Consider the following 18,416-nt stretch of genomic DNA (forward strand, 5'->3'; position numbering starts at 1 on the left):
GAGCACGCCGCTTGCGCGTTTTGCGGCCGGCACGGGCGTGCATGATCCGTGGGGAGACCCTCGACGCCGCAAGGCATTGAGGGCGGGCAGGGTTTGGTGAAAAATTCTCTGGCTGACAGGCAGACCGGTCCCTGCCGATCCCGCGTTTTCGCTCAGGCACTCCAGTCGCTCGTCTCGTCGCCATCCAGTGAAGCGTTCCACCAGCGCGTGGTCGATGAGCATGCACGCCGAGACGCATCCGGTTCCCACGCCGTTCTCGGACGCCAAGCGGTCGGTCACCTTGACGGCGATCGACTCACTCGCCGCCCACTGCAAGCCCTTCTCGCCCTGATGTTCCAGCACAAGCAGAACTCGGCGCTCATGCATTTGCGGTGGATACGTCGTCTGTCGCGCAGCTCGATCTTCTGAAGAGTCGCAGTTCCCCGAATTTCCGGACGGTTGCTTGGACCTCATGCGCGATCACCCAGACTCTCGACGCCAGCGGGCTTGCTCACGTTAGTCGTCATCTCGTGCATCGCCTTTGTGTGGTCTGCGATCTCCTGCGTCAGTTTTGCCTGCCTATCGGGGTCGGGCTGCGGTTTGTGCTTCTCCCTGTCAAGTTTGGTCTGTGCCAACTGCATCCGCTTGTACAGCAGGTGCGTTTGCGCCTTGGCTTTCAAGCTGTCGGCAGTGTGAAACTGCACTTCAAACGCATAGCCCTCGGCATCGGCAAAGCGGGCATTGATGCCCCTGTAGGTACCTTCTCCTGAGACAAAGTAGTTTTTCAGCGTCACGCACGTCATCCCGTGCCGATGCAGCGCGTCATTTGCAGCCAGTACCTTCGCCACGAAATCTTCGGAAGGCAACTCAAGCGCATAACGCAGCGCATCGCCCACGCTCTGACCGGCCTGTGCACCCGTCATGCCGGCTCGCCTATGGCGCCGAATCTTGTCCTTGATCGATGCGACCGATTTCTGGAACGGCGCGTGTTGCTCCTGCTCGATCCGGTCGGCTGCAGCGTCGTAGCGCACGTTCCCCCAAAGCAGCAGGCCCAAGTCGTCGGCCAGCTTGCTGAACACCGGCGTCAGCGCCTCTTGCTTGCCTGCGGCGATGTCGAACACGGTGTCTGCAGGCGAGGCGTTTGCACTTGCGGGATTCTGCTTGGAGTCGAGCGTCGTAGTTGTGCTTGCCAAAGCCGGGACGGTCTCTTCCTGCCAGTCGTAGATCTCCTCGCACCCCGGCGGCAACGCCACGCGATTGAATTCCTCTATCGCAGGCGCCTGCAGCTTGCGCTGCTCGGCCCGCGAGGCGCCGCCAAGCGCCAACGCATGTGCGCGCTTGTAGAGATCGTGGAATTGCTCCTTGAGATCAAAGGTCTTCGGCGTGTGGAACTGGATCTCCCAGAGCGCCCCTTCAGGGCTGCGCAGCGTGACATTGATGGCCTTGAAGGGTGACCGGTACTGGGTGAATTGATTGTTCAGCTTGACGCGTACATGGCCTTCATCGTCCAGTGCGGCCAGCACAGCGCGCAGGCCGGCGGTAAAGCCCTGCGGTTTTAGGACCATGCTGTAGCGCAGCGCATCATTGACGCCGGCCGCCGCTTCTTGCAGCGTCTGCGTTTTCAACGCCACCCGCTGCCTGAGCTTTTCCTCCAACGAGCCGAGCGACTTCAGTTGATGCTGCGTTCCGGCCAGTTGTCCATCATGGCGCTCGGCAATGCGCCGCAGCATGTCGGTGACCTGGGGTTCCATCTGGCGCGCACGCGTCTCCAAGGCCTGCGCCTCAAACGCAATGTCCTTTGGCTGCACGGCGCGCAGACGCGCGGCCGGGGGCTGCGGCGGGTCGATCAGGCGTGCCTGCTGGAGCGCGTGAAGCGCGTCCTCCATGACGCCAGCCGCCATGGACGGCATGCGTTGCAGAAGTGCCTTTGTCTGTTCAGGATCGAAGCGCCCCTCCTGCATCGCCCGGGCGGTCGCCTTGCTGTACGGCACGATGCGTACCCGCTCGTCGAACCCCCGCTCGGAGCGTTCGCACACCGCCACGATCTTGCCGAACAGCGCCGTGCCGGTGTCAGACTTCAGTGCATCGGTGCCGACCTTGATCGCGATGGTGAAAAGGTTGCGCATGGTCAGTTCCGGCTCGCCGGGGATGAACCCTGGTTGCCCGTCCGGGAACTGCGCGTGCGACAACCGGCACACCGGGTAGTTGTCCAGGATGGCGTGGATGCGTGCTTCGACGCCGGACGCGGCCTCGTAGGCCTTGGCCAGGTCGGGAAACGTCTCCGCCAGGGCCTCGGGCAAAGCCGGCGCGTCGCTGCTGGCGGCCGCACCAGCCTCAAGGCCAAGCAGTTGCGCGTGCAGCAACTCGGCCGCTTCGCGCGCCTCGGGCAGGTGGGCGCGCTCAATCGCGTCGCGCGCCTGGGCACGGAGGTCCGCCAATACCTGAGGATCGCGGGCCTCCCCTTCGAGCACCTGGCGCAAACCGTTGCGCAAGCCGCGCTCGATGCCGTCGTAGGTGCCGAACATCATGTTGCGCGCTATCGCTTCGCGCAGGTCGTCCGGTTGCGCCATGAAGCGCGCCGCCAGGGTGGCGGCCGCAGACGTGATGTGCTGACCGCGCTTGAGGGACATGATCTCCGACAGCCGCCCGGGCTGGTAGTGGCCGCTGACGGGGTCGATGGCCGGCGTGGCCGTCTTCGGCGGCTTGAAGGACTGTTGCCGACCGCGTCTGGCCTCGCGATCAACCATCACACGCGAAATCAGCGCGGCCAGTTTGGGGTAGCCTGCGTAAACGAACGCGTCGTCCCCGTCGGTGTCCATGTTGCGTTTGCGCAATTCGGCAATCGGCAGTGCGCCCAGGCGCCCAGGCTCCACAATGTCCTTGAGTCGCAGGCTGCCGGTGCTGAGGATGTCGCGCGGCAAGGCGCTGCGGTCACGGCCGTTCGTCCAGCGCGACAGCGTCTTCAGATCTTCCTTGGAGCAGACCAGGTCCCTGTCGGCAAAATCGACCGGCCAATTCTTCTCCGGCACGACGATCAGCATGCCCTTGCTGTGCAGCATCTGGAGATCGACGCCGGAGCGATCGTCGAACCCGGTGTAGCTGTATTGGATGCCGAAGGACTGCGAGAGGAACTCGGCCGTGGTGTCGCCCTTGGCCACGGTCGCGATGCGTTCCTCCGGCACCGGCAGCAGATTCTCCTTGTCGTAGGGTGGCTTGCCGAGCAGCAACGGGCCGCCTGCGACGTCGAAGGCCTGGCTGCGCTGCCGCGGCAGATGCACGTTGTCGTCGGCAGAAGGCACCGCCCGGACCCGCTGGCCCTGGTATCCGCCGCCGATGGCAAGCCTGTACAACGCCAGTGGTTCACTCCCTTCGGGCTGGAGCGTCTTGAGCTGGTGCTGCATCGCCTGGTGCGCCTCTTCCAGCGCCGCCTCGTCGCGCGGGTAGTGCTGCAGCGCCTGCGCTGGCATCAGCGAAGGGCCCTTGTCCTTGGCAAGCAGGTCGCGCTGCTCCTGGCTGGCCTGGTTCGTCTGCACTGCGTGCCAAGCGTCGTAATGCTTGCGGAAGGCAGGGATGCGCAAGGCCACCTCCAATTTCAGAAAGCCGCAGCCATCGTTCGGGCACAGCGCCAAGGTCTTTCCATCCACTGCCAACGGCTTGAACGGATGTGCAGGGCCGTCGACGTCATCGAACACTCCCAGGCGCAGGGTGCCCTCCACGACATGGTCGCTCGGGACCATCTCCAGAAGCGAGCGCTGCATGCGCGACCAATCCTCGCGTTGCGGAGCGAGCTTGGCGGCCAGGTGCATCAGGCTGCTGCCCGGGACAGTGTCGGCATAGCGCAACGCCGGCAACAGCGACGACCTCTCAGATCCGGGAGACAGCACAAGGCTGCTGCTACCCGAATTGCTGCGCGCGGCGCGGCTGCCGCCGAACATGTCGAAGCGCCAGGGCTCACCTTGATAATTGAACGTCCGGGCGAGCATGAATGTCGAAATCTCCACGGGCAGCTGGACCTCCACCAGCGGCAGGCCGGTCAGACGCGCAAACAGCGAGTACGGCTTGTCCGATTCGGTCAGGTTGTTCGAGACTTCCCTGCCCTGCAGGTCGACCACCACATGGGTCGTGCTGCCACGGCCGGTGGTCGGTACAACCGGCTGACCAGGAACCGAGCACATGCTCAAGCGCGCACGATCCAGGTCAAAGCGGGTCGGTGGATGGGCCTGCGTGATCGTCGGCGCGTCCTTCGCCATGCGCAGGTCCAGGGCGTCAAACATCTGGTCGCCGGCCTCGATCTGCGCAATCAGGTTCAAGCTCATCTCGCCGAGGTCCGCCTCGATGGCCTCGCGCGTCCGCTCAAGCGTCCGGTCCACCCACTGCACCAGCTCTTCGTGGCGCTGGCGCAGCTCAGCTCGCGAGCCTCCAACGTGGCGCGGTTTCCATTGCCGGCTGACCATCGCGTAAGCCTTGAGCACCTGGAAGAAGGTTAGCGCCGGGCGTCGCGTTGCGTGCTGTTCGATCTCGGCAGAAGACCGCGAGCCACCGCCGCCCAGGTACAGATCAATCTTGCGCTCGATGATGGGCTGCAATGTGTTGAACACCCGCAATGCGTGGCCCCGGTGGAGACGGCTCAGCTCTGGACTGCGGATCAACGGCAACAGCCCCATGCATAGGTTGCCGATAGTCTCGAGGCCGGTCTGGCGTAATCCGTCGTCCCCCACCAACACCGTCACCCGCTCCAGCGCTGGCTGTGCCAGCGAACGCATCTGGCGATGCAGTCGTGCCGATGAAAGAGCCTTGAAGACCATCCCGATATGTGTGGCCGAAGCGGACTCGAAACGCTCGCGGTGCACGTCCAGGTACCCAGCCATCGCCTGCAGTTTGGCGCCACCCAAGGCCTGGAACCGTTCCTCGTCCAGGTGCAGCATGCGGGACGTAGCGTGGGCCACCATGGCGATCTCACGCATATCGAACTGCTGCCATGGCAACTCTGCCGAGCCTGCGTGCTCGGCGAGCAATACCCCTGCCGGTAGACACGCCGGTCTTCCGAGACATCTACTCAGCGCGTTGAGCGACATCGCCACGTGTCGCGCGTCCATGAGGTGTCGCAGATCGTGGTCCTCAGCCAGCCTCGCAGCCAAGACGTCGATAGCTGTCTCGCAGGCGGGCGTGTCGGGCCATTTGCTCAGGCCGTTGAGCGCCTTGGCCACTTCTTGCGGCTTGAGGTCCGTGCGCAATTTGCTCTCATCGGCCAGCCGCCCGGCCAGCGCACTGGCGGCATTGTTACAGACCGCCATGTCGGGCCATTTGCTCAGGGCATTGAGCACATTGGCCACGCCTTGCGAATCGAGCTCGTTGCGCAACTCGGAATCGTCGGCCAGCCATGCGGCCAGCGCATGGGCGGCATTCTTACAGGCCGGCGTGTCGGGCCATTTGCTCAGGGCGTTGAGCGCATTGACCACTTCTTGCAGCTTGAGGTTCTTGCGCAATTTGCTCTCGTCGGCCAGCCGCCCGGCCAGCGCATTGGCGGCATTCTTACAGACCGCCATGTCGGGCCATTTGCTCAGGGCATTGAGCACATTGGCCACGCCTTGCCGATTGAGGTCCTTGCGCAACGCGGAATCGTCGTCCAGCCATGCGGCCAGCGCACAGGCGGCATTCTTACAGGCCGGCGTGTCAGGCCATTTGCTCAGGCCGTTGAGCGCATTGGCCACGCCTTGCGGGTCCAGGTCCCTGCGCAATTTGCTCTCATCGGCCAGCCGTGCGGCCAGCGCACTGCCGGCGTCCGCACAGACCGCGTTGCCGGGCCATTTGCTCAGCGCATTGAGTGCTAGGGTCACGCGGATGAGGTCCAGGTCCTCGCGCAATTTGCTCTCGTCGGCCAGCCGTGCGGCCAGCGCACTGCCGGCATTCTTACAGACCGGCGTGTCGGGCCATTTGCTCAGGCCGTTGAGCGCATTGGCCACGCCTTGCGGATTGAGCTCGTTGCGCAATTTACTCTCGTCGGCCAGCCGTGCGGCCAGCGCACGGGCGGCATTCTTGCAGGCCGGCGTGTCGGGCCATTTGCTCAGGGCGTTGAGCGCATTGGCCACTTCTTGCGGCTTGAGGTCCCTGCGCAATTTGCTCTCGTCGGCCAGCCGCCCGGCCAGCGCACTGGCGGCATTCTTACAGACCGCCATGTCGGGCCATTTGCTCAGGGCGTTGAGCGCATTGGTCACTTCTTGCGGCTTGAGTTCCCTGCGCAATTTGCTCTCGTCGGCCAGCCGCCCGGCCAGCGCACTGGCGGCGTTCTTACAGACCGGCGTGTCGGGCCATTTGCTCAGGGCATTGAGCGTATTCGCCACGCTCTGCGCATCCATCGCATAAAGCAGGCGTTCGTCTCTGGCGACACGCTCGGCGAGCCGGTGCGCCGTGGCCTTGCAATACGGGTTATCGAGCCACTTGCTGAAGGTGTTGAGTGCCAGGCTAATTCCCCACGGGTTCAAAGACTGCCAGGCTTGGTTGTCACGCAGCAGGTGACGTGCCAAACGAGCCGCCGCGCGTTCACACCTGCCGCTGTCGATATTCTTTGAGAAGGCGTTCAGGAGGAGAACTGACGGATAGCCACCCAGCCCCACTAGATCATCGGCCTGATTGAGCTGCCCGGCGATCCACGCGACTGCCTCCATGCACGCCTGCTGGTTCGGGTACTTGCTCAGCTTGTTGCCCACATGCGCCAGCTGCTCCAGCGATGCACCTTCGAACCACCCGGTCTCGTAGAGATATTGCGCTGCGAGCTCGGTGCAACGATCGAGCGCGCGGGGCTTTACATCTGCCCTCCTGGCACGCCGTGCGTTGGCAATCAGCTGAAGGTATTTGTCGAGCCGCTGCGCGTCAATTTGCGCGTTGACACCTTCCAGGAAGGGCAAAGCCATGCCGCCACGCATGCGATGCGCCAGCTCGTTGTCATATGCCATGGACACGCACAGGCCAGCGTTGTGGTTCCGAGCTATTCCGTGGGGCTCACTCAACTGTCGCCGCTGCTGCTGTCGCTGCACCTGCAGCTGTTTTTTGCCGCCGAGTCCAGCTGATGTTCGGCCATGCGGAGGTCAGCCGTCGTCAACCTCAAGTTATGGATTGGCCGCTTTCGCTGCCCAGATGGCTCTTGCTCTTCACGCGGTCGTTTTCCTGCGGTCCGGTCGGACTGTTGTTCGGTCAGTCCAAGATTTACCCTCGCCTCCAAACCATGATGCGTTGGTCGTTGTGGCCTACGATGCGATGACGAGGCGCCGACGTCAGCGAGCACTCTGTCCGGGCGCCGCTCGGGCGCGGTACCGCGCTGGTTAGTAGGGTCATCGCGCCAGTGTGAGCGGGTAACCGATTGTTGCCGAAAGCGCTTGTCCCCTGCGTCTTCGCTGTCTCCGGTTCGCTCATTCACGGCAGAGGGCTGCCCGTGTCGCGTCGCCCCCTCAGGTTCATCTGACTCTACCCGCCGCCGTTTGCTGGGCGGCCGTCCAAGGGGTTGAGGGGCGCCCCTGGTGCTGGCTGCTGCCTGATCCCCGACTGGCCGGGGCTGTTCCTCTTCAGAGCAAGGCCAGTTTGTGCGTGACGCGTTTGAATGGATGCTAGAGGTTTTCATTCCCGAAAAATTAGTCAATCCGCGCGCGAGCGACTTGGTTCGATACGAAGTCTTGAGGATGTGTGCGACGCCCGCTGCGAGTTGGGCCATGGCCCCAACGCATTGCATGGATTGAACATCCTGGATGTAGCACACCGGGACGGCTGGGCTCCGCAGCCGTCCGGCATAGTGCTCGGGTGATTAGGCACGATTCGATGTTTTCTTTACACGAATCCTGCCGAACCTCGCGTTGACCTGACCACAGCGACGGCGCAAACGCTCTGTCGGTCCAGCAGTGCGCTTTTCTGCCGATATACAAGGCGTACCAAGGCCATCGGCGACCACCGTCACCATCAACTCCATCCAGCTGCGAGGGAATCAGGACATGTCATTCGGCAATGACCCGCAGCGCGCGTATTGGGGTGGCGCTTGAAAAAAACGCGTCACTGCCGCCTACAATCGGGGGCATCTGTTGTGTCCGGATCTTCGCGCATGTCCGTTTTGCCCTTCCTGATCATCGAAACCGGGCAGCCCGTGCCGGAGATGAAGCGCTACGGCCGTTTTCCGCACTGGATCCGCGTCGCGGCCGGGCTGGCCGAGCAGGAAATAGTGGCCATCGACGTGGCCAATGGCGACGCGCTGCCCGACCCAGCCGACTTTGCGGGCACCATCGTCAGTGGCTCGGCCGCCTATGTCACCGACCGCGCCGAGTGGAGCGAACGCAGCGCCGACTGGCTGCGCGACGCCGCCCATGACGGCAAGCCGCTGCTGGGCATCTGCTACGGGCACCAACTGCTGGCGCATGCGCTGGGCGGCGAGGTCGACTACAACCCGGCCGGGCGCGAGTCCGGCACCATCGCGCTGGAACTGCACCCGCCGGCCGAACAAGACCCCCTGTTTGCCGGCCTGCCGGCGCATTTCCCAGCGCACGCCACGCACATGCAAACTGTGGTGCGCGCACCCGATGGCGCCATCGTGCTGGCGCATTCGCGCCAGGACCGTTGCCATGCGTTCCGCTGGGGCCAGGCCACCTGGGGCGTGCAGTTCCATCCGGAGTTCGCCACCCACCACATGCGCGGCTATGTGCAGGCGCGCGCCGAGTGCATCGCCCGCCACGGCCACTGCGCCCGCACAGTCGCCCGCGAGGTCACCGCAGCGCCGATCGCCCGCAAGCTGCTGCGCCGCTTCGTGCATCACGCACGCGGCCTGCAAACAGTGACCGCTCATCCCGCCGCGCACACCTAAAAGCAGCGATAATCGCCACACGCCGGATGGTCCGGTGCGTGTCGATCCGGAATGGGAATGAGCGAAATCCGCAAGGTGCCGGCGTCTGCCGGCGCAGAATGGCTGTTGACCGGTTTCTCGCTGCTGAAGCGGGCGCCGCTGGCGCTTGGCTCGCTGGGGGTGATCTGGAGCGTGACCGCCACCCTGGTGGTGTCGCTGTCGGTGCTGGTGCCGCTGCTCGGCCCGGCGTTGCAGTTCCTGCTGGTACTGGCCGGCCCGTTGTTCATGGGCGGCATGCTGTGGGCGATCCGCGAGGTGGACGAAGGCCGCATCGCCAAACCGTCGCATCTGCTGCACGGCCTGCAGGACGGCCGGGCGCCGCATCTGCTGGTGTCGCTGCTGCCGCAGCTGATCGCCGGCCTGCTGCTGGGCGTGCTGCTGCTGGTGATGATCGGCGCCAACGGGCTGCAGCAATTGTCCGAGGTGATGGTCAAGATCAACCAGATCAGCCAGTCCGGCGCGCAGCCTGACCCGGTGCAGATCGAGCAGCTCGCCGCCAGCCTGCCGGCCGGCCGCATCCTGCTGTGGCTGCTGCTGACCATCGCCACCTTTGCGGCAATGACGCTGGCGCTATTCGTGATGCCGCCGCAGGTGATGTTCGACCGCAGCACCGGCGGCCACGCGCTGCGCGAGAGCCTGCGGGCAAGCCTGCACAACCTGCCGGCGATGCTGGTGTTTTTCGTGCTGGCCTTCATCAGCATCTTCGCGATCTATTTCGCCGTGATGATCGTGGCGCTGATCGTCGGCCTGGTGGCCGGGCAGACCGTGGCGATGTGGCTGGCCCAGCTGCTGCTGATGGCCGTGCTGATGCCGGTGTTCGCCGGCTCGGTCTACGCCGCCTGGAAGCAGATGTTCACGCACGAAGGCGCCGTTGCACAGCCGGCCCCGCCGTCGCGCCCGGACGTGTTTGCCGCCTGAAGTGTAGGAGCGCACTCGTGCGCGAAGAAGCTTTCCCGGGAAAGCCTCTATCGCGCCCGGGTGCGCTCCTACGATGAGCGGCACCTTCGGTGCGAGCTAGCACCTGCGTCGGCCTGGCGCCTTGTGCAAGAAGGCGTCCATTTCGCACACACAGCCCTCAGTTCTGACACGTCAAGCACTGTGCTTTGGCTATCAAGCGCATATGTGCTTGCGACCGGATCACTCGGGATCGTAGGAGCACGCTTGCGCGCGATGAAGCTTTCCCGGGAAAGCTCCATCGCGCGCAAGTGCGCTCCTACAAGGAGAGGCCTGGCACTGTCGGTGCCTGACGCGGGGCGCGCTAGGCGGCTTTCGGTCCGACCGCGCGTGAGGCGACGATGCCGAGTTCGTAGAGCAGGCACATCGGGATCGCGAGCATCAGCTGCGAGACCACGTCCGGCGGGGTAAGGACTGCGGCCAGGATGAAGATGCCGACGATGGCGTAGCCGCGGCCTTCGCTCAGTTGCTTGGGCGTGACCCAGCCCAGCAGCACCAGGATCACCAGCGCCACCGGCAGCTCGAAGCTGGCGCCAAAGGCGAAGAAGATCGCCAGCACGAAATCCAGATAGGAATTGGCGTCCGGGGTAATGGCGATCACGTCCGGCTTGAACGTGGTCAGGAAGTGGAACACCGCCGGCAGCACCAGGAAATACGCGAAGGCGCAGCCGATATAGAACAGCGCCACTGCCGAGGCCAGCAACGGGAAGGCGAGTTTCTTTTCGCGCTGGTACAGGCCCGGCGCCACGAACGCCCAGGCTTGATACAGCAGCCACGGCACGCTGAAGAACACCGCCACGAAGAAGGTCAGCTTGAGCGGGGCGAAGAACGCGCCGGCCGGATTCATCGCGATCATCGTCTGCCCCAGCGGCAGCTGCGAAATCAGCGGTGCGGCCAGCCACGAATAAATCGCCCGCGAAAACGGCAGCAGCGCCAGCAGCACCACGCCCAGGCCGATCAGGGCGCGTACCAGGCGCGCGCGTAACTCGACCAGATGCTCGATCAGACTGCTTTCGGCCTGTGCGTCGTCGAACAGGCTCACGGCCGCTTCTCCTGGATCTTGCCCGGCTCGGTCGGCTCGGTCGGCTCGGTCGGCGCCTTCAACGTCCTTGGCTCCGTCGGCGTGGTGGTGACCGGCGACTGCGCCTGCGCGCTGGTGCTGCTGAGATGTGCGGCATGCGGCGCTGGCACCACGGGGTCATGTGGGGCCGGTACCAACGTTTGATGGGGCGCCGGGGCGATTGGCTGTGCCTGTGCAATCACCGGTGCCGCAGCCGCTGGTGCAGCGACGGCGGCCACTGCCGGCGTTCCTGCCGCCGACGTCCCTACGATCGACTCGGCATTGGCCTCAGCCGACAGATCCGCATGCGCCAGCTCCAGCGGCGTCGCTACCGGTGCCGCACTACTGCGGATATCGATATCGCGGCCCACCTCGTCATGCAGCGCGCGGGCGCCCTGCTCCAGGTGCTGCTGCTTGTTGCGCAACTGGTCTTCGGCCTCGCGCAGCGAGGTCTGCACGTCCTGCAGGCTGCGCTTGAGTTCTTCGGCTTCCAGCTCGCGTTCGAGTTCCTGCTTGACCGAATCCCATTGCATGCGCGCGCGGCGCACCCACAACCCGGCAAACCGGGCCGCCTTGGGCAAACGCTCGGGACCGAGCACCACCAGGGCGACGATCGCGATCAGCGTCAGTTCGCCAACACCTATATCAAACACCGACGCCGCTCCGGATCAACGCGCGTCGCGGTCGCGCTCGGCCTGCGCCTCACGCGCCTGCTCGGCCGTGCGTGCGTCGTCGCCAAGCTTTGCGGCCGGCTTGTCGTCGTCGTGCATGCCTTTCTTGAATTCCTTGACCGCGCTGCCGAGATCCTTGGCACCGCTGGTGAGCCGCTTGGTACCGAACACCAGCAACACGATCACCAGCACGATCAGCCAGTGCCAAATGCTGAAACCGCCCATGATCTGCTCGCTTGTTGAAAAGAAGGAAGACGCAGGATACCCCAGCGCACCGCGCAGGGGGATGACAGCGGTTTAGCGGTTGCCGTCCAGCGATTCGGTGCGAATTTCGCCATCCGAGACCGGCTGGAATCCCTGTTGCGGCGGCGGCGTGGCGCTGGGCTGCATCGGCACGGTGCTGGCCTCGTTGGCCGGCGGTGGCGGGGTGCTCGCGGCCTGTGCCGGTGGCGCAGTCTGCGGACGCGGTGCGGGTGCGGTGCCCTCGGCGGCGCCGTCGGTGCCGCGATTGGCGCGCGCGGTATAGGTCGCTTCCTCCAGGCGATCGCGGAAGGCGATCACGTCGGTGGACGCACGCTCGTTGGTGCGACCTTCGAAGATCATGCGCGGGGTGGCGCCGCCGCCGTAGGCATTCAGATCGGCGGCATCGTCGATCTGCAGGATCGCGCCATCCAGTGCGACGCCGGCGAACAGGCCGCGCGCACGCGACCACGACCAGATTTCGGCCTTGAGCTGGCCGTCGGTGGCGGCGGCGGCATTGCGGCCGACCGGGCCTGCGGCCACGCCGGCATCGGCGCCGAGGGTGAACTTGCCGTTGACGATGTTGTCCAGGCTGCGGTCGTTGCGGAACACCAGCACCACGTCGGAGGACTGCACGCCGGCCTGAAAGCCGATGCTGCCGCCGGTGAGCTTGACGAATACCGGCTGCGACCAGCTGCCGTCGGCGTTCTTCATCGACATCAGGCCGTGGCCGCGACGGCCGCCGATCACCAGACCGGCCTTGAGCGTGTCGGGGATGACCACGATGGCGCGCGCCTCGTCCAGCAGCTTGTCCGGGATGGCCTGCTCGGGGATCTTCATGATCTCGTTGAGCACGCGAACCGCGTTACGCGCGCGCTGGTCCTCTTCTGGGCCGGCAACGGCATGGCCGGCGGCGAAGGTCAACGACAACAACAGGGCCAGGCGCGACAAACGGGGCATGACAAGCTCCAAAGGACGATCCGTCAAAGATAGCAATGGCGCGACGTTAGTGGTGGCGCAATGAATCGGTGGTGAGCGCAACCGGGCGATCAAGAGGCCGTCAATCAGGTCGATCGGTGCGCTGTCCTCGGCAGCGCTGCTGCGCTCTGCCAGAATGCTCGGCATGAATACCACCTCCGATACCGCCCTGCTGGTCGTCAATCTCGGCACGCCCGAGTCGCCCACCGCCCCGGCCGTGCGCCGCTACCTGGCCGAGTTCCTCAGCGACCGCCGCGTGGTCGCGATCCCGCCGCTGTTCTGGAAGCCGCTGCTGTACGGGGTGATCCTGCCGATCCGCGGGCCCAAGTCGGCGGAGAAATACGCCAAGGTGTGGCTGCCGGACGGCTCGCCGCTGGCGGTGTACACGCGTCGCCTGGCCGAGGGTCTGAAAGAGGTGATGCCCGATTGGCACGTGGAGTGGGCCATGCGTTACGGGCAGCCGGCGCTGCGCAAGACGCTGGACGGCCTGCGTGCGCGCGGCATCAAGCGCATCGTGGTGCTGCCGCTGTATCCGCAGTATTCGACCACCACCACCGCCTCGATCCAGGACGTGATCGATGCCTGGCGCCCGAGCGCGCCGGAGATCGCGGTGGAGGTGATCCAGGACTATTGCGAAGACGCCGGCTGGGTGGCGGCGATCGCCGATTCGATCCGTGCGCATTGGCAGGCGCACGGGCGCAGCGAGAAGCTGATGTTCTCCTTCCACGGCCTGCCGCAACGCGTGGCCAATGCCGGCGACCCGTACCCGCAGCAATGCGAGCGCAGCGCGCAAGCGATTGTCGCCGCGCTGGGCCTGGGCGCGGACGAATGGGAGATGGGTTACCAGTCGCGCTTCGGCGCAGAGCGCTGGCTGCAGCCCTACGCCGAACCCACGCTGTGGAAACTGGCCGAAGGTGGCGTGCGCAGCTTCGATCTGGTCTGCCCAGGCTTTGCCACCGACTGCCTGGAAACGCTGGAAGAAGTGGCTTTGGGCTTTGCAGAAACGCTGGCCGAGCGTAACGCCACACTGAGCTATATCCCGTGTCTCAACGCCAGCCCGGCACATGCGCAGGCACTGGCCGCGTTGGCACGTCGCGTATGAGGTTGGAGCCGTTTGCGTGCGAGCTGCCGATTGGTCAGATCACAGGATTGCGCAATCACGCGCGCGGCCCGCGCCGGATGCTGGCACTGCATGGCTGGCTCGACAACGCGGCCAGCTTCCTTCCGTTGAGCGCGCATCTGCACGCGCAGGATCTGGATCTGGTGCTGCTCGATCTACCGGGTCACGGCCATAGCGCGTGGTTGCCGACCGCTGCCGAATACACGCTCAGCAGTGCAATCGGGATTTTGCTGCAGGTAGCCGATGACCTGGGCTGGGAGCGCTTCAGCGTGCTCGGCCACTCGCTGGGCGGCGGCGTTGCCAGCCTGCTCGCGGCCGCAGCGCCGGAACGCGTGGAGGCCTTGATCGCCATCGAGGCATTGGGCGCGCTGGCCGAGCCGGTGGAAAGCACCGCCACGCGCCTGCGCGATGCAGTGGCCTCGGCACGCACGCTGGCGCAGCGGCCGCTGCGGGTGTTCCCGTCGATGGAGATGCCGGTACGCGCGCGCATGATGGCCAACCAGCTCACCGAACCGGCCGCACGCCTGCTGGTGGAGCGCGGCGTGCGCGCGGTGGAAGGCGGCTATAGCTGGTGCAGCGACCCGCGCCTGACCTTGCCGACCGCGATCCGCATGACCGAAGCGCAGATCGACGTATTGCTGGCCTCCATCGCCTGCCCGACCCAGGCCATCTTCGCCATGCCGGCGCAGGTGTACTTCCCGGATGCGTTACGCGATCACCGCGTGGCGCTGATGCGCGATGCGCGCCTGCATCTTCTGCCCGGCACGCACCACGTGCATATGGAAACGCCGGAAGCGGTGGCGGCGGTGATCAATGGGTTTTTGGCGGAGTTGTCGCCGCGCGAGTGATAGTGGGTGCGGGTTGTGCCTGCACGAAAACACGCATTGCCATCGCAGCATGGGTGTCATCAAGTTTGTGACGGGCGGTGCGAAACACCGCCTGTCACTCGGCCTGCAACAACCGCCGCAACTGCGCCTTGAGTTGGCGGCCGTGTTCGTGGAAATAGCTGCGTTCGTCGCGCCAGGCGGGAAAGCGCTGTTCCACTTCGGCCCAGAACGCGGGCGAGTGATTGGCCTGCACAAGATGGCAGAGCTCGTGCACCAGCACGTATTCGAACGCGGACGGGCGGCCGAGCACCAGCGCCAGATCCAACGCCATGGAGCCATCGGGTGCGAGCGAGCCCCACTGCGAGGACATCACTTTCAGCCGCACCCGTGCCGGTGCGCGCGGCAAGCCGGGCAGATAAGTCGGTAACCAACGGCCGACATCGGCACGTGCTTGGGCTTCGTAAAATTCCTTCAACGTGCGGCGCAGGCCTGCATCGCCTAGTCGGGTGGGCACATGGAATTGCGCGCCGTCATCGGTGATGTCGATGCGTGCATAGCGCCCGTCGTGCCAGCTCAGCGGCAGCAAGGCGCCGCGTAACGGCAGCAGCCCCGGCACGCCACGCTCCAGCGCGGGAAAGGCATCCACCTGCTGATAGCGCGACAGCTGCGTGCTCAGCCACTCCAGGTGCGCCAGCAAAAAACGTTCGCCGGAAATCAGGCTGGCGCGGATCGGCAGCGTCAGCCGGGCGCCGCGTTCGTCCACGCTGAGCTTGATGCGCCGCGCACGCGGGTCGCGCACGCGCAGCACCTCGATTTGCCGCCCTTCCAGTTCAAGACGCACGCAGTCGCGTTCGACAAGCTGCGGTGTGGGCGCGATGAGGCGGCGGACGGGCTTGAACATGGGCACAGGATAGCGCTGCGATGTGTCAGGTGGTGAGATGGAATGATTGAGACATCCGATGACGGCGCGCGCGTGATCTGTGGCGGCACTGCATCCATCACGCCATCCCTGGCGCAATGCGCAACGCGCAGCTCAACGCACCTTCAACCAGCTCGGCTTGGGAACATCCAGACGATGCTGAAGCTTGAGCTCTCGGTTGTCTTGAGCCGTGGTTAAACGGTGTGGATGGGGCGGTTTTTAGAGCGGATGATCTGGGGCTTGGCTGCAGGGTGCTTGCCCGCCCACCGACGCGGGACACGCCGCAAGTACGTCCTGTAGCTCTCGGTCACTTTGAGAGGTGATTGAACGGTGTGGATGGGGTGGTTGTGGAGCGGATGATCTGCGGCTTGGCTGCAGGGCCATTGCCCGCCCACCATCGCGGGACACGCCGCAAGTACGTCCATGTAGGCTCTTACGCGGCATCCATGCCGCGTAAGGTCCCGCGACGGTGGGCGGGCAAGGACCAGTCGAGATGGTCGGTGTGTAGGGTGCAAGCAGAGCATGACCTGCGTTGTTTGGATAACGGCGCGTCCGCTCAGCTTCTCAAAACAAGCCGAGCAACGGGCAAGCTTTTAAGAAAACAACCGACTAACTCCCTGGTGCGGTGTCCTCACCGATTGCGGGACCGTGTGGCGGCATGGATGCCGCCACCGAGCCTACAGGGACGTACTTGCGGCGTGTCCTGCAAGCGGTGAGGGCACCGCGCCCTCGACCACCCAGGCGTTTGATTTAAACGTCGGATCGCACTTCTACGACGCCGCTGTTCGAAGTTTCTGTTACTCGGCCTTGCTCAATTTCAACGCAGTTTCCAGCAACAGGAACAGGCGGCGCACTTCGGCGCTCATCAGCGCGAAGCGGGCATCGAGTTCGGCGCGTGCGCCGTCGTCGTCGCTGTGTTCGAGCTGGTCCAGTGCGCCGTCGAGGAACTTGAGCTTGCGGATCACCAGATCGTCGCCGAGCACGAACGACAGGTTGTCGTCCAGCACCAACGCCAGCTTGGTGACCTGCTTGCCGGATTCCAGGTGCTTGTCGATCTCCTCACCGCGCAGTTCCTGATGCTGGCACTTGACCACCGCGCCGCCTTCGATCGGATCCTTCATCTCGCACTCTTCGCCCAGGCTGAGGCCTTCGGGCAAGGGCTCGCCGGCGATCCAGCCGGTGAGGATGGCGCGCGGTGCGACTTCGGCATTCAACGGCAGCGCCGGGAAGCTGCCGAGCGCGCCGCGGATCTCGCTCATCACATTCTCGCCGCTCTTGCGGCTGGAGCTGTTGACCGCGATGTAGCCGTGCTGCAGGTCCAGGATGGCATCGGTGCGCGAGCTCTTGACGAAGGCGCGCGGCAACAGCTCATGGATCAGATCGTCCTTCAGGCGCTTGCGGGCCTTGCCGCCGGGGCGACGGCCTTCCTTCTCTTCGATCTCGGCGACCTTGCGCTCGAGCAGGTCGTTGACCACCGCGCCGGGCAGGATCTTGTCCTCGCCACCGACGGTGAGCCAGAGGAAATCTTCCAGACGGTGCGAGAGCACTTCCTGCTCATCGCGGCCGAACGGGGAGATGAAACCGCGCGAGCTCATTTCCAGCGGGCCGACCGGCTTGAGCTGCACTTGCGGCAGCAGCGTGTCGATTTCGGAAAAATCCAGCGTGGTCGGAAAGCGAAACAAGGTGAGATTGCGAAAGAACATGCGTAAGACCGAAGAGGAGGAAACGTGGAGGGTGGAAGACGGACGGCGGCCGGATGAGCCGCGTCAGTCGCTGTCGTGTGTGATATCGCCTGCGGCGAGCCAGGCGTTGGAGTCGGGATCGGGCTGTGCTGCGTCATTGCGGCGGCCCAGCGACAGGAAATCGAACAGGGTGCGGTCGGCCAGTTGCTCGGGCCGCACATCGCCCAGCGCGCGGGCGATCTGTTCGACCCGCCCGGGCTGCTCGCGATCCCACTGCTGCAACATGCGGCCGACCTGCTGGCGCTGCAAATTTTCCTGGCTGCCGCACAGGTTGCACGGAATGATCGGGAACTGGCGCGCCTGGGCGTAGGCGGCGATGTCGGCTTCACGCACATAGGCCAGCGGGCGGATCACCACATGCTGGCCATCGTCGCTGCGCAGCTTGGGCGCCATTGCCGCGAGCCGGGCGTGGTGAAACAGGTTCATGAAGAACGTGGCCACGATGTCGTCGCGATGATGGCCGAGCGCGATCTTGGTCACGCCATGCGCCTGCGCATAGGCATACAGCGCGCCGCGCCGCAACCGCGAGCACAACGAACACATGGTTTTGCCGGCCGGAATCACCCGGCTGACCACCGAATAGGTGTCCTGCTCCACGATGTCGAACGGCACGTCCAGACCGCGCAGATAGCCCGGCAACACGTGGGCAGGGAAGTCCGGCTGCTTCTGGTCCAGATTGACCGCCACCAGGGTGAACGGCACCGGCGCCTTGCGCTGCAGGTGCAGCAGCATGTCCAGCAAGGTGTAGCTATCCTTGCCGCCGGACAGGCACACCATGATCTTGTCGCCGGCGGTGATCATGCCGAAATCGGCAATCGCCTGGCCCACCTGGCGCTGCAGGCGTTTACCCAGGCGCAGCTGTTCACGCTGCAACCGCTGGCGCGGGTCGCGCGGCGCAGGGTCGGCCAGGGGTTGCGGCAGCGGCAGGACAGCGGTCATAAGCCGGCCATTGTAGCTGCCTCGCGCGCGGCGGGCCGGCGCCGGGCGCGTGCGGCTGAATGAGCAGTCAGTCGCTTGCGGGTGGGGCGTGCTGCGGTCGTTGGGCGTG

Annotated in this window: 13 protein-coding genes; 5 read left to right on the top strand and 8 right to left on the bottom strand. The window is 65.0% G+C overall.

What is annotated here, in order from left to right; genetic code table 11:
- Nucleotides 1-187 precede the first annotated feature (187 nt).
- Nucleotides 188-331, top strand: coding sequence for a hypothetical protein (locus NDY25_RS09770; protein WP_256627907.1), 144 nt, complete (start codon nucleotides 188-190; stop codon nucleotides 329-331).
- Nucleotides 332-449: 118 nt separating this feature from the next.
- Here NDY25_RS09770 and xopAD read toward each other — a convergent pair whose 3' ends face one another.
- The gene (xopAD, locus tag NDY25_RS09775) at nucleotides 450-7,013 is read right to left on the bottom strand and encodes a XopAD/skwp family type III secretion system effector (protein ID WP_425526352.1); all 6,564 of its coding nucleotides are present in this window, start codon (nucleotides 7,011-7,013) and stop codon (nucleotides 450-452) included.
- A 1,052-nt stretch (nucleotides 7,014-8,065) separates the two neighbouring features.
- On the opposite strand from xopAD, the gene NDY25_RS09780 reads away from it, so the two are divergent.
- Both NDY25_RS09780 and NDY25_RS09785 read left to right on the top strand, forming a co-directional pair.
- On the top strand, nucleotides 8,066-8,818 hold the full coding sequence (locus tag NDY25_RS09780) for a glutamine amidotransferase (RefSeq protein WP_168957545.1): 753 nt from the start codon (nucleotides 8,066-8,068) through the stop codon (nucleotides 8,816-8,818).
- 57 nt (nucleotides 8,819-8,875) lie between these two features.
- Complete coding sequence (locus NDY25_RS09785; protein WP_043907497.1) at nucleotides 8,876-9,775, top strand: BPSS1780 family membrane protein; 900 nt, start codon at nucleotides 8,876-8,878, stop codon at nucleotides 9,773-9,775.
- A 340-nt stretch (nucleotides 9,776-10,115) separates the two neighbouring features.
- Here NDY25_RS09785 and tatC read toward each other — a convergent pair whose 3' ends face one another.
- From tatC to NDY25_RS09805, 4 genes are all read right to left on the bottom strand, one after another.
- Complete coding sequence (gene tatC / locus NDY25_RS09790; RefSeq protein ID WP_006449088.1) at nucleotides 10,116-10,853, bottom strand: twin-arginine translocase subunit TatC; 738 nt, start codon at nucleotides 10,851-10,853, stop codon at nucleotides 10,116-10,118.
- Nucleotides 10,850-11,524: a Sec-independent protein translocase protein TatB gene (gene tatB / locus NDY25_RS09795; RefSeq protein ID WP_168957546.1), complete on the bottom strand. Its 675-nt coding sequence runs from the start codon at nucleotides 11,522-11,524 to the stop codon at nucleotides 10,850-10,852. Before tatB ends, tatC begins: the two co-directional genes overlap by 4 nt.
- A gap of 15 nt (nucleotides 11,525-11,539) precedes the next feature.
- Nucleotides 11,540-11,767 carry a Sec-independent protein translocase subunit TatA gene (gene tatA, locus NDY25_RS09800; RefSeq protein WP_006449086.1) on the bottom strand — a complete coding sequence of 76 codons (228 nt, stop codon included), beginning with the start codon at nucleotides 11,765-11,767 and terminating at the stop codon, nucleotides 11,540-11,542.
- Between the two features lie 72 nt (nucleotides 11,768-11,839).
- Nucleotides 11,840-12,742, bottom strand: a complete 903-nt coding sequence (locus NDY25_RS09805; protein WP_256627908.1) for a lipid-binding SYLF domain-containing protein — start codon at nucleotides 12,740-12,742, stop codon at nucleotides 11,840-11,842.
- A gap of 154 nt (nucleotides 12,743-12,896) precedes the next feature.
- Here NDY25_RS09805 and hemH point away from each other — a divergent pair, with 154 nt between their 5' ends.
- A complete protein-coding gene (gene hemH, locus NDY25_RS09810) occupies nucleotides 12,897-13,862 on the top strand; it encodes a ferrochelatase (RefSeq protein WP_168957548.1) in 966 nt (321 codons plus the stop codon).
- Nucleotides 13,863-13,864: 2 nt separating this feature from the next.
- Nucleotides 13,865-14,728 (top strand): alpha/beta fold hydrolase, encoded by an 864-nt coding sequence (locus tag NDY25_RS09815; RefSeq protein WP_251755104.1) that lies wholly within the window; start codon nucleotides 13,865-13,867, stop codon nucleotides 14,726-14,728.
- Nucleotides 14,729-14,822: 94 nt separating this feature from the next.
- Here NDY25_RS09815 and NDY25_RS09820 read toward each other — a convergent pair whose 3' ends face one another.
- The 3 genes from NDY25_RS09820 to ttcA all read right to left on the bottom strand — a co-directional run bounded on the left by NDY25_RS09820 (nucleotide 14,823) and on the right by ttcA (nucleotide 18,307).
- Nucleotides 14,823-15,608 (bottom strand): YgjP family zinc-dependent metalloprotease, encoded by a 786-nt coding sequence (locus NDY25_RS09820; RefSeq protein ID WP_168957549.1) that lies wholly within the window; start codon nucleotides 15,606-15,608, stop codon nucleotides 14,823-14,825.
- An 815-nt stretch (nucleotides 15,609-16,423) separates the two neighbouring features.
- Entirely contained in the window at nucleotides 16,424-17,329 is a 906-nt protein-coding gene (locus NDY25_RS09825; protein ID WP_006451137.1) for a recombination-associated protein RdgC, read from the bottom strand.
- Nucleotides 17,330-17,392: 63 nt separating this feature from the next.
- Complete coding sequence (gene ttcA / locus NDY25_RS09830) at nucleotides 17,393-18,307, bottom strand: tRNA 2-thiocytidine(32) synthetase TtcA (RefSeq protein ID WP_168957550.1); 915 nt, start codon at nucleotides 18,305-18,307, stop codon at nucleotides 17,393-17,395.
- Nucleotides 18,308-18,416 lie beyond the last annotated feature (109 nt).

This window comes from Xanthomonas hortorum pv. pelargonii, from assembly GCF_024499015.1.
Classification (GTDB): domain Bacteria; phylum Pseudomonadota; class Gammaproteobacteria; order Xanthomonadales; family Xanthomonadaceae; genus Xanthomonas; species Xanthomonas hortorum_B.

Excerpts from the sequence above, each read along its gene's own strand:
- NDY25_RS09780 (WP_168957545.1), top strand. The coding sequence starts at position 8,066 with ATGTCCGTTTTGCCCTTCCTGATCATCGAAACCGGGCAGCCCGTGCCG.
- NDY25_RS09785 (WP_043907497.1), top strand. The coding sequence starts at position 8,876 with ATGAGCGAAATCCGCAAGGTGCCGGCGTCTGCCGGCGCAGAATGGCTG.
- tatA (WP_006449086.1), bottom strand. The coding sequence starts at position 11,767 with ATGGGCGGTTTCAGCATTTGGCACTGGCTGATCGTGCTGGTGATCGTG.
- NDY25_RS09805 (WP_256627908.1), bottom strand. The coding sequence starts at position 12,742 with ATGCCCCGTTTGTCGCGCCTGGCCCTGTTGTTGTCGTTGACCTTCGCC.
- hemH (WP_168957548.1), top strand. The coding sequence starts at position 12,897 with ATGCTCGGCATGAATACCACCTCCGATACCGCCCTGCTGGTCGTCAAT.
- NDY25_RS09820 (WP_168957549.1), bottom strand. The coding sequence starts at position 15,608 with ATGTTCAAGCCCGTCCGCCGCCTCATCGCGCCCACACCGCAGCTTGTC.
- NDY25_RS09825 (WP_006451137.1), bottom strand. The coding sequence starts at position 17,329 with ATGTTCTTTCGCAATCTCACCTTGTTTCGCTTTCCGACCACGCTGGAT.
- ttcA (WP_168957550.1), bottom strand. The coding sequence starts at position 18,307 with ATGACCGCTGTCCTGCCGCTGCCGCAACCCCTGGCCGACCCTGCGCCG.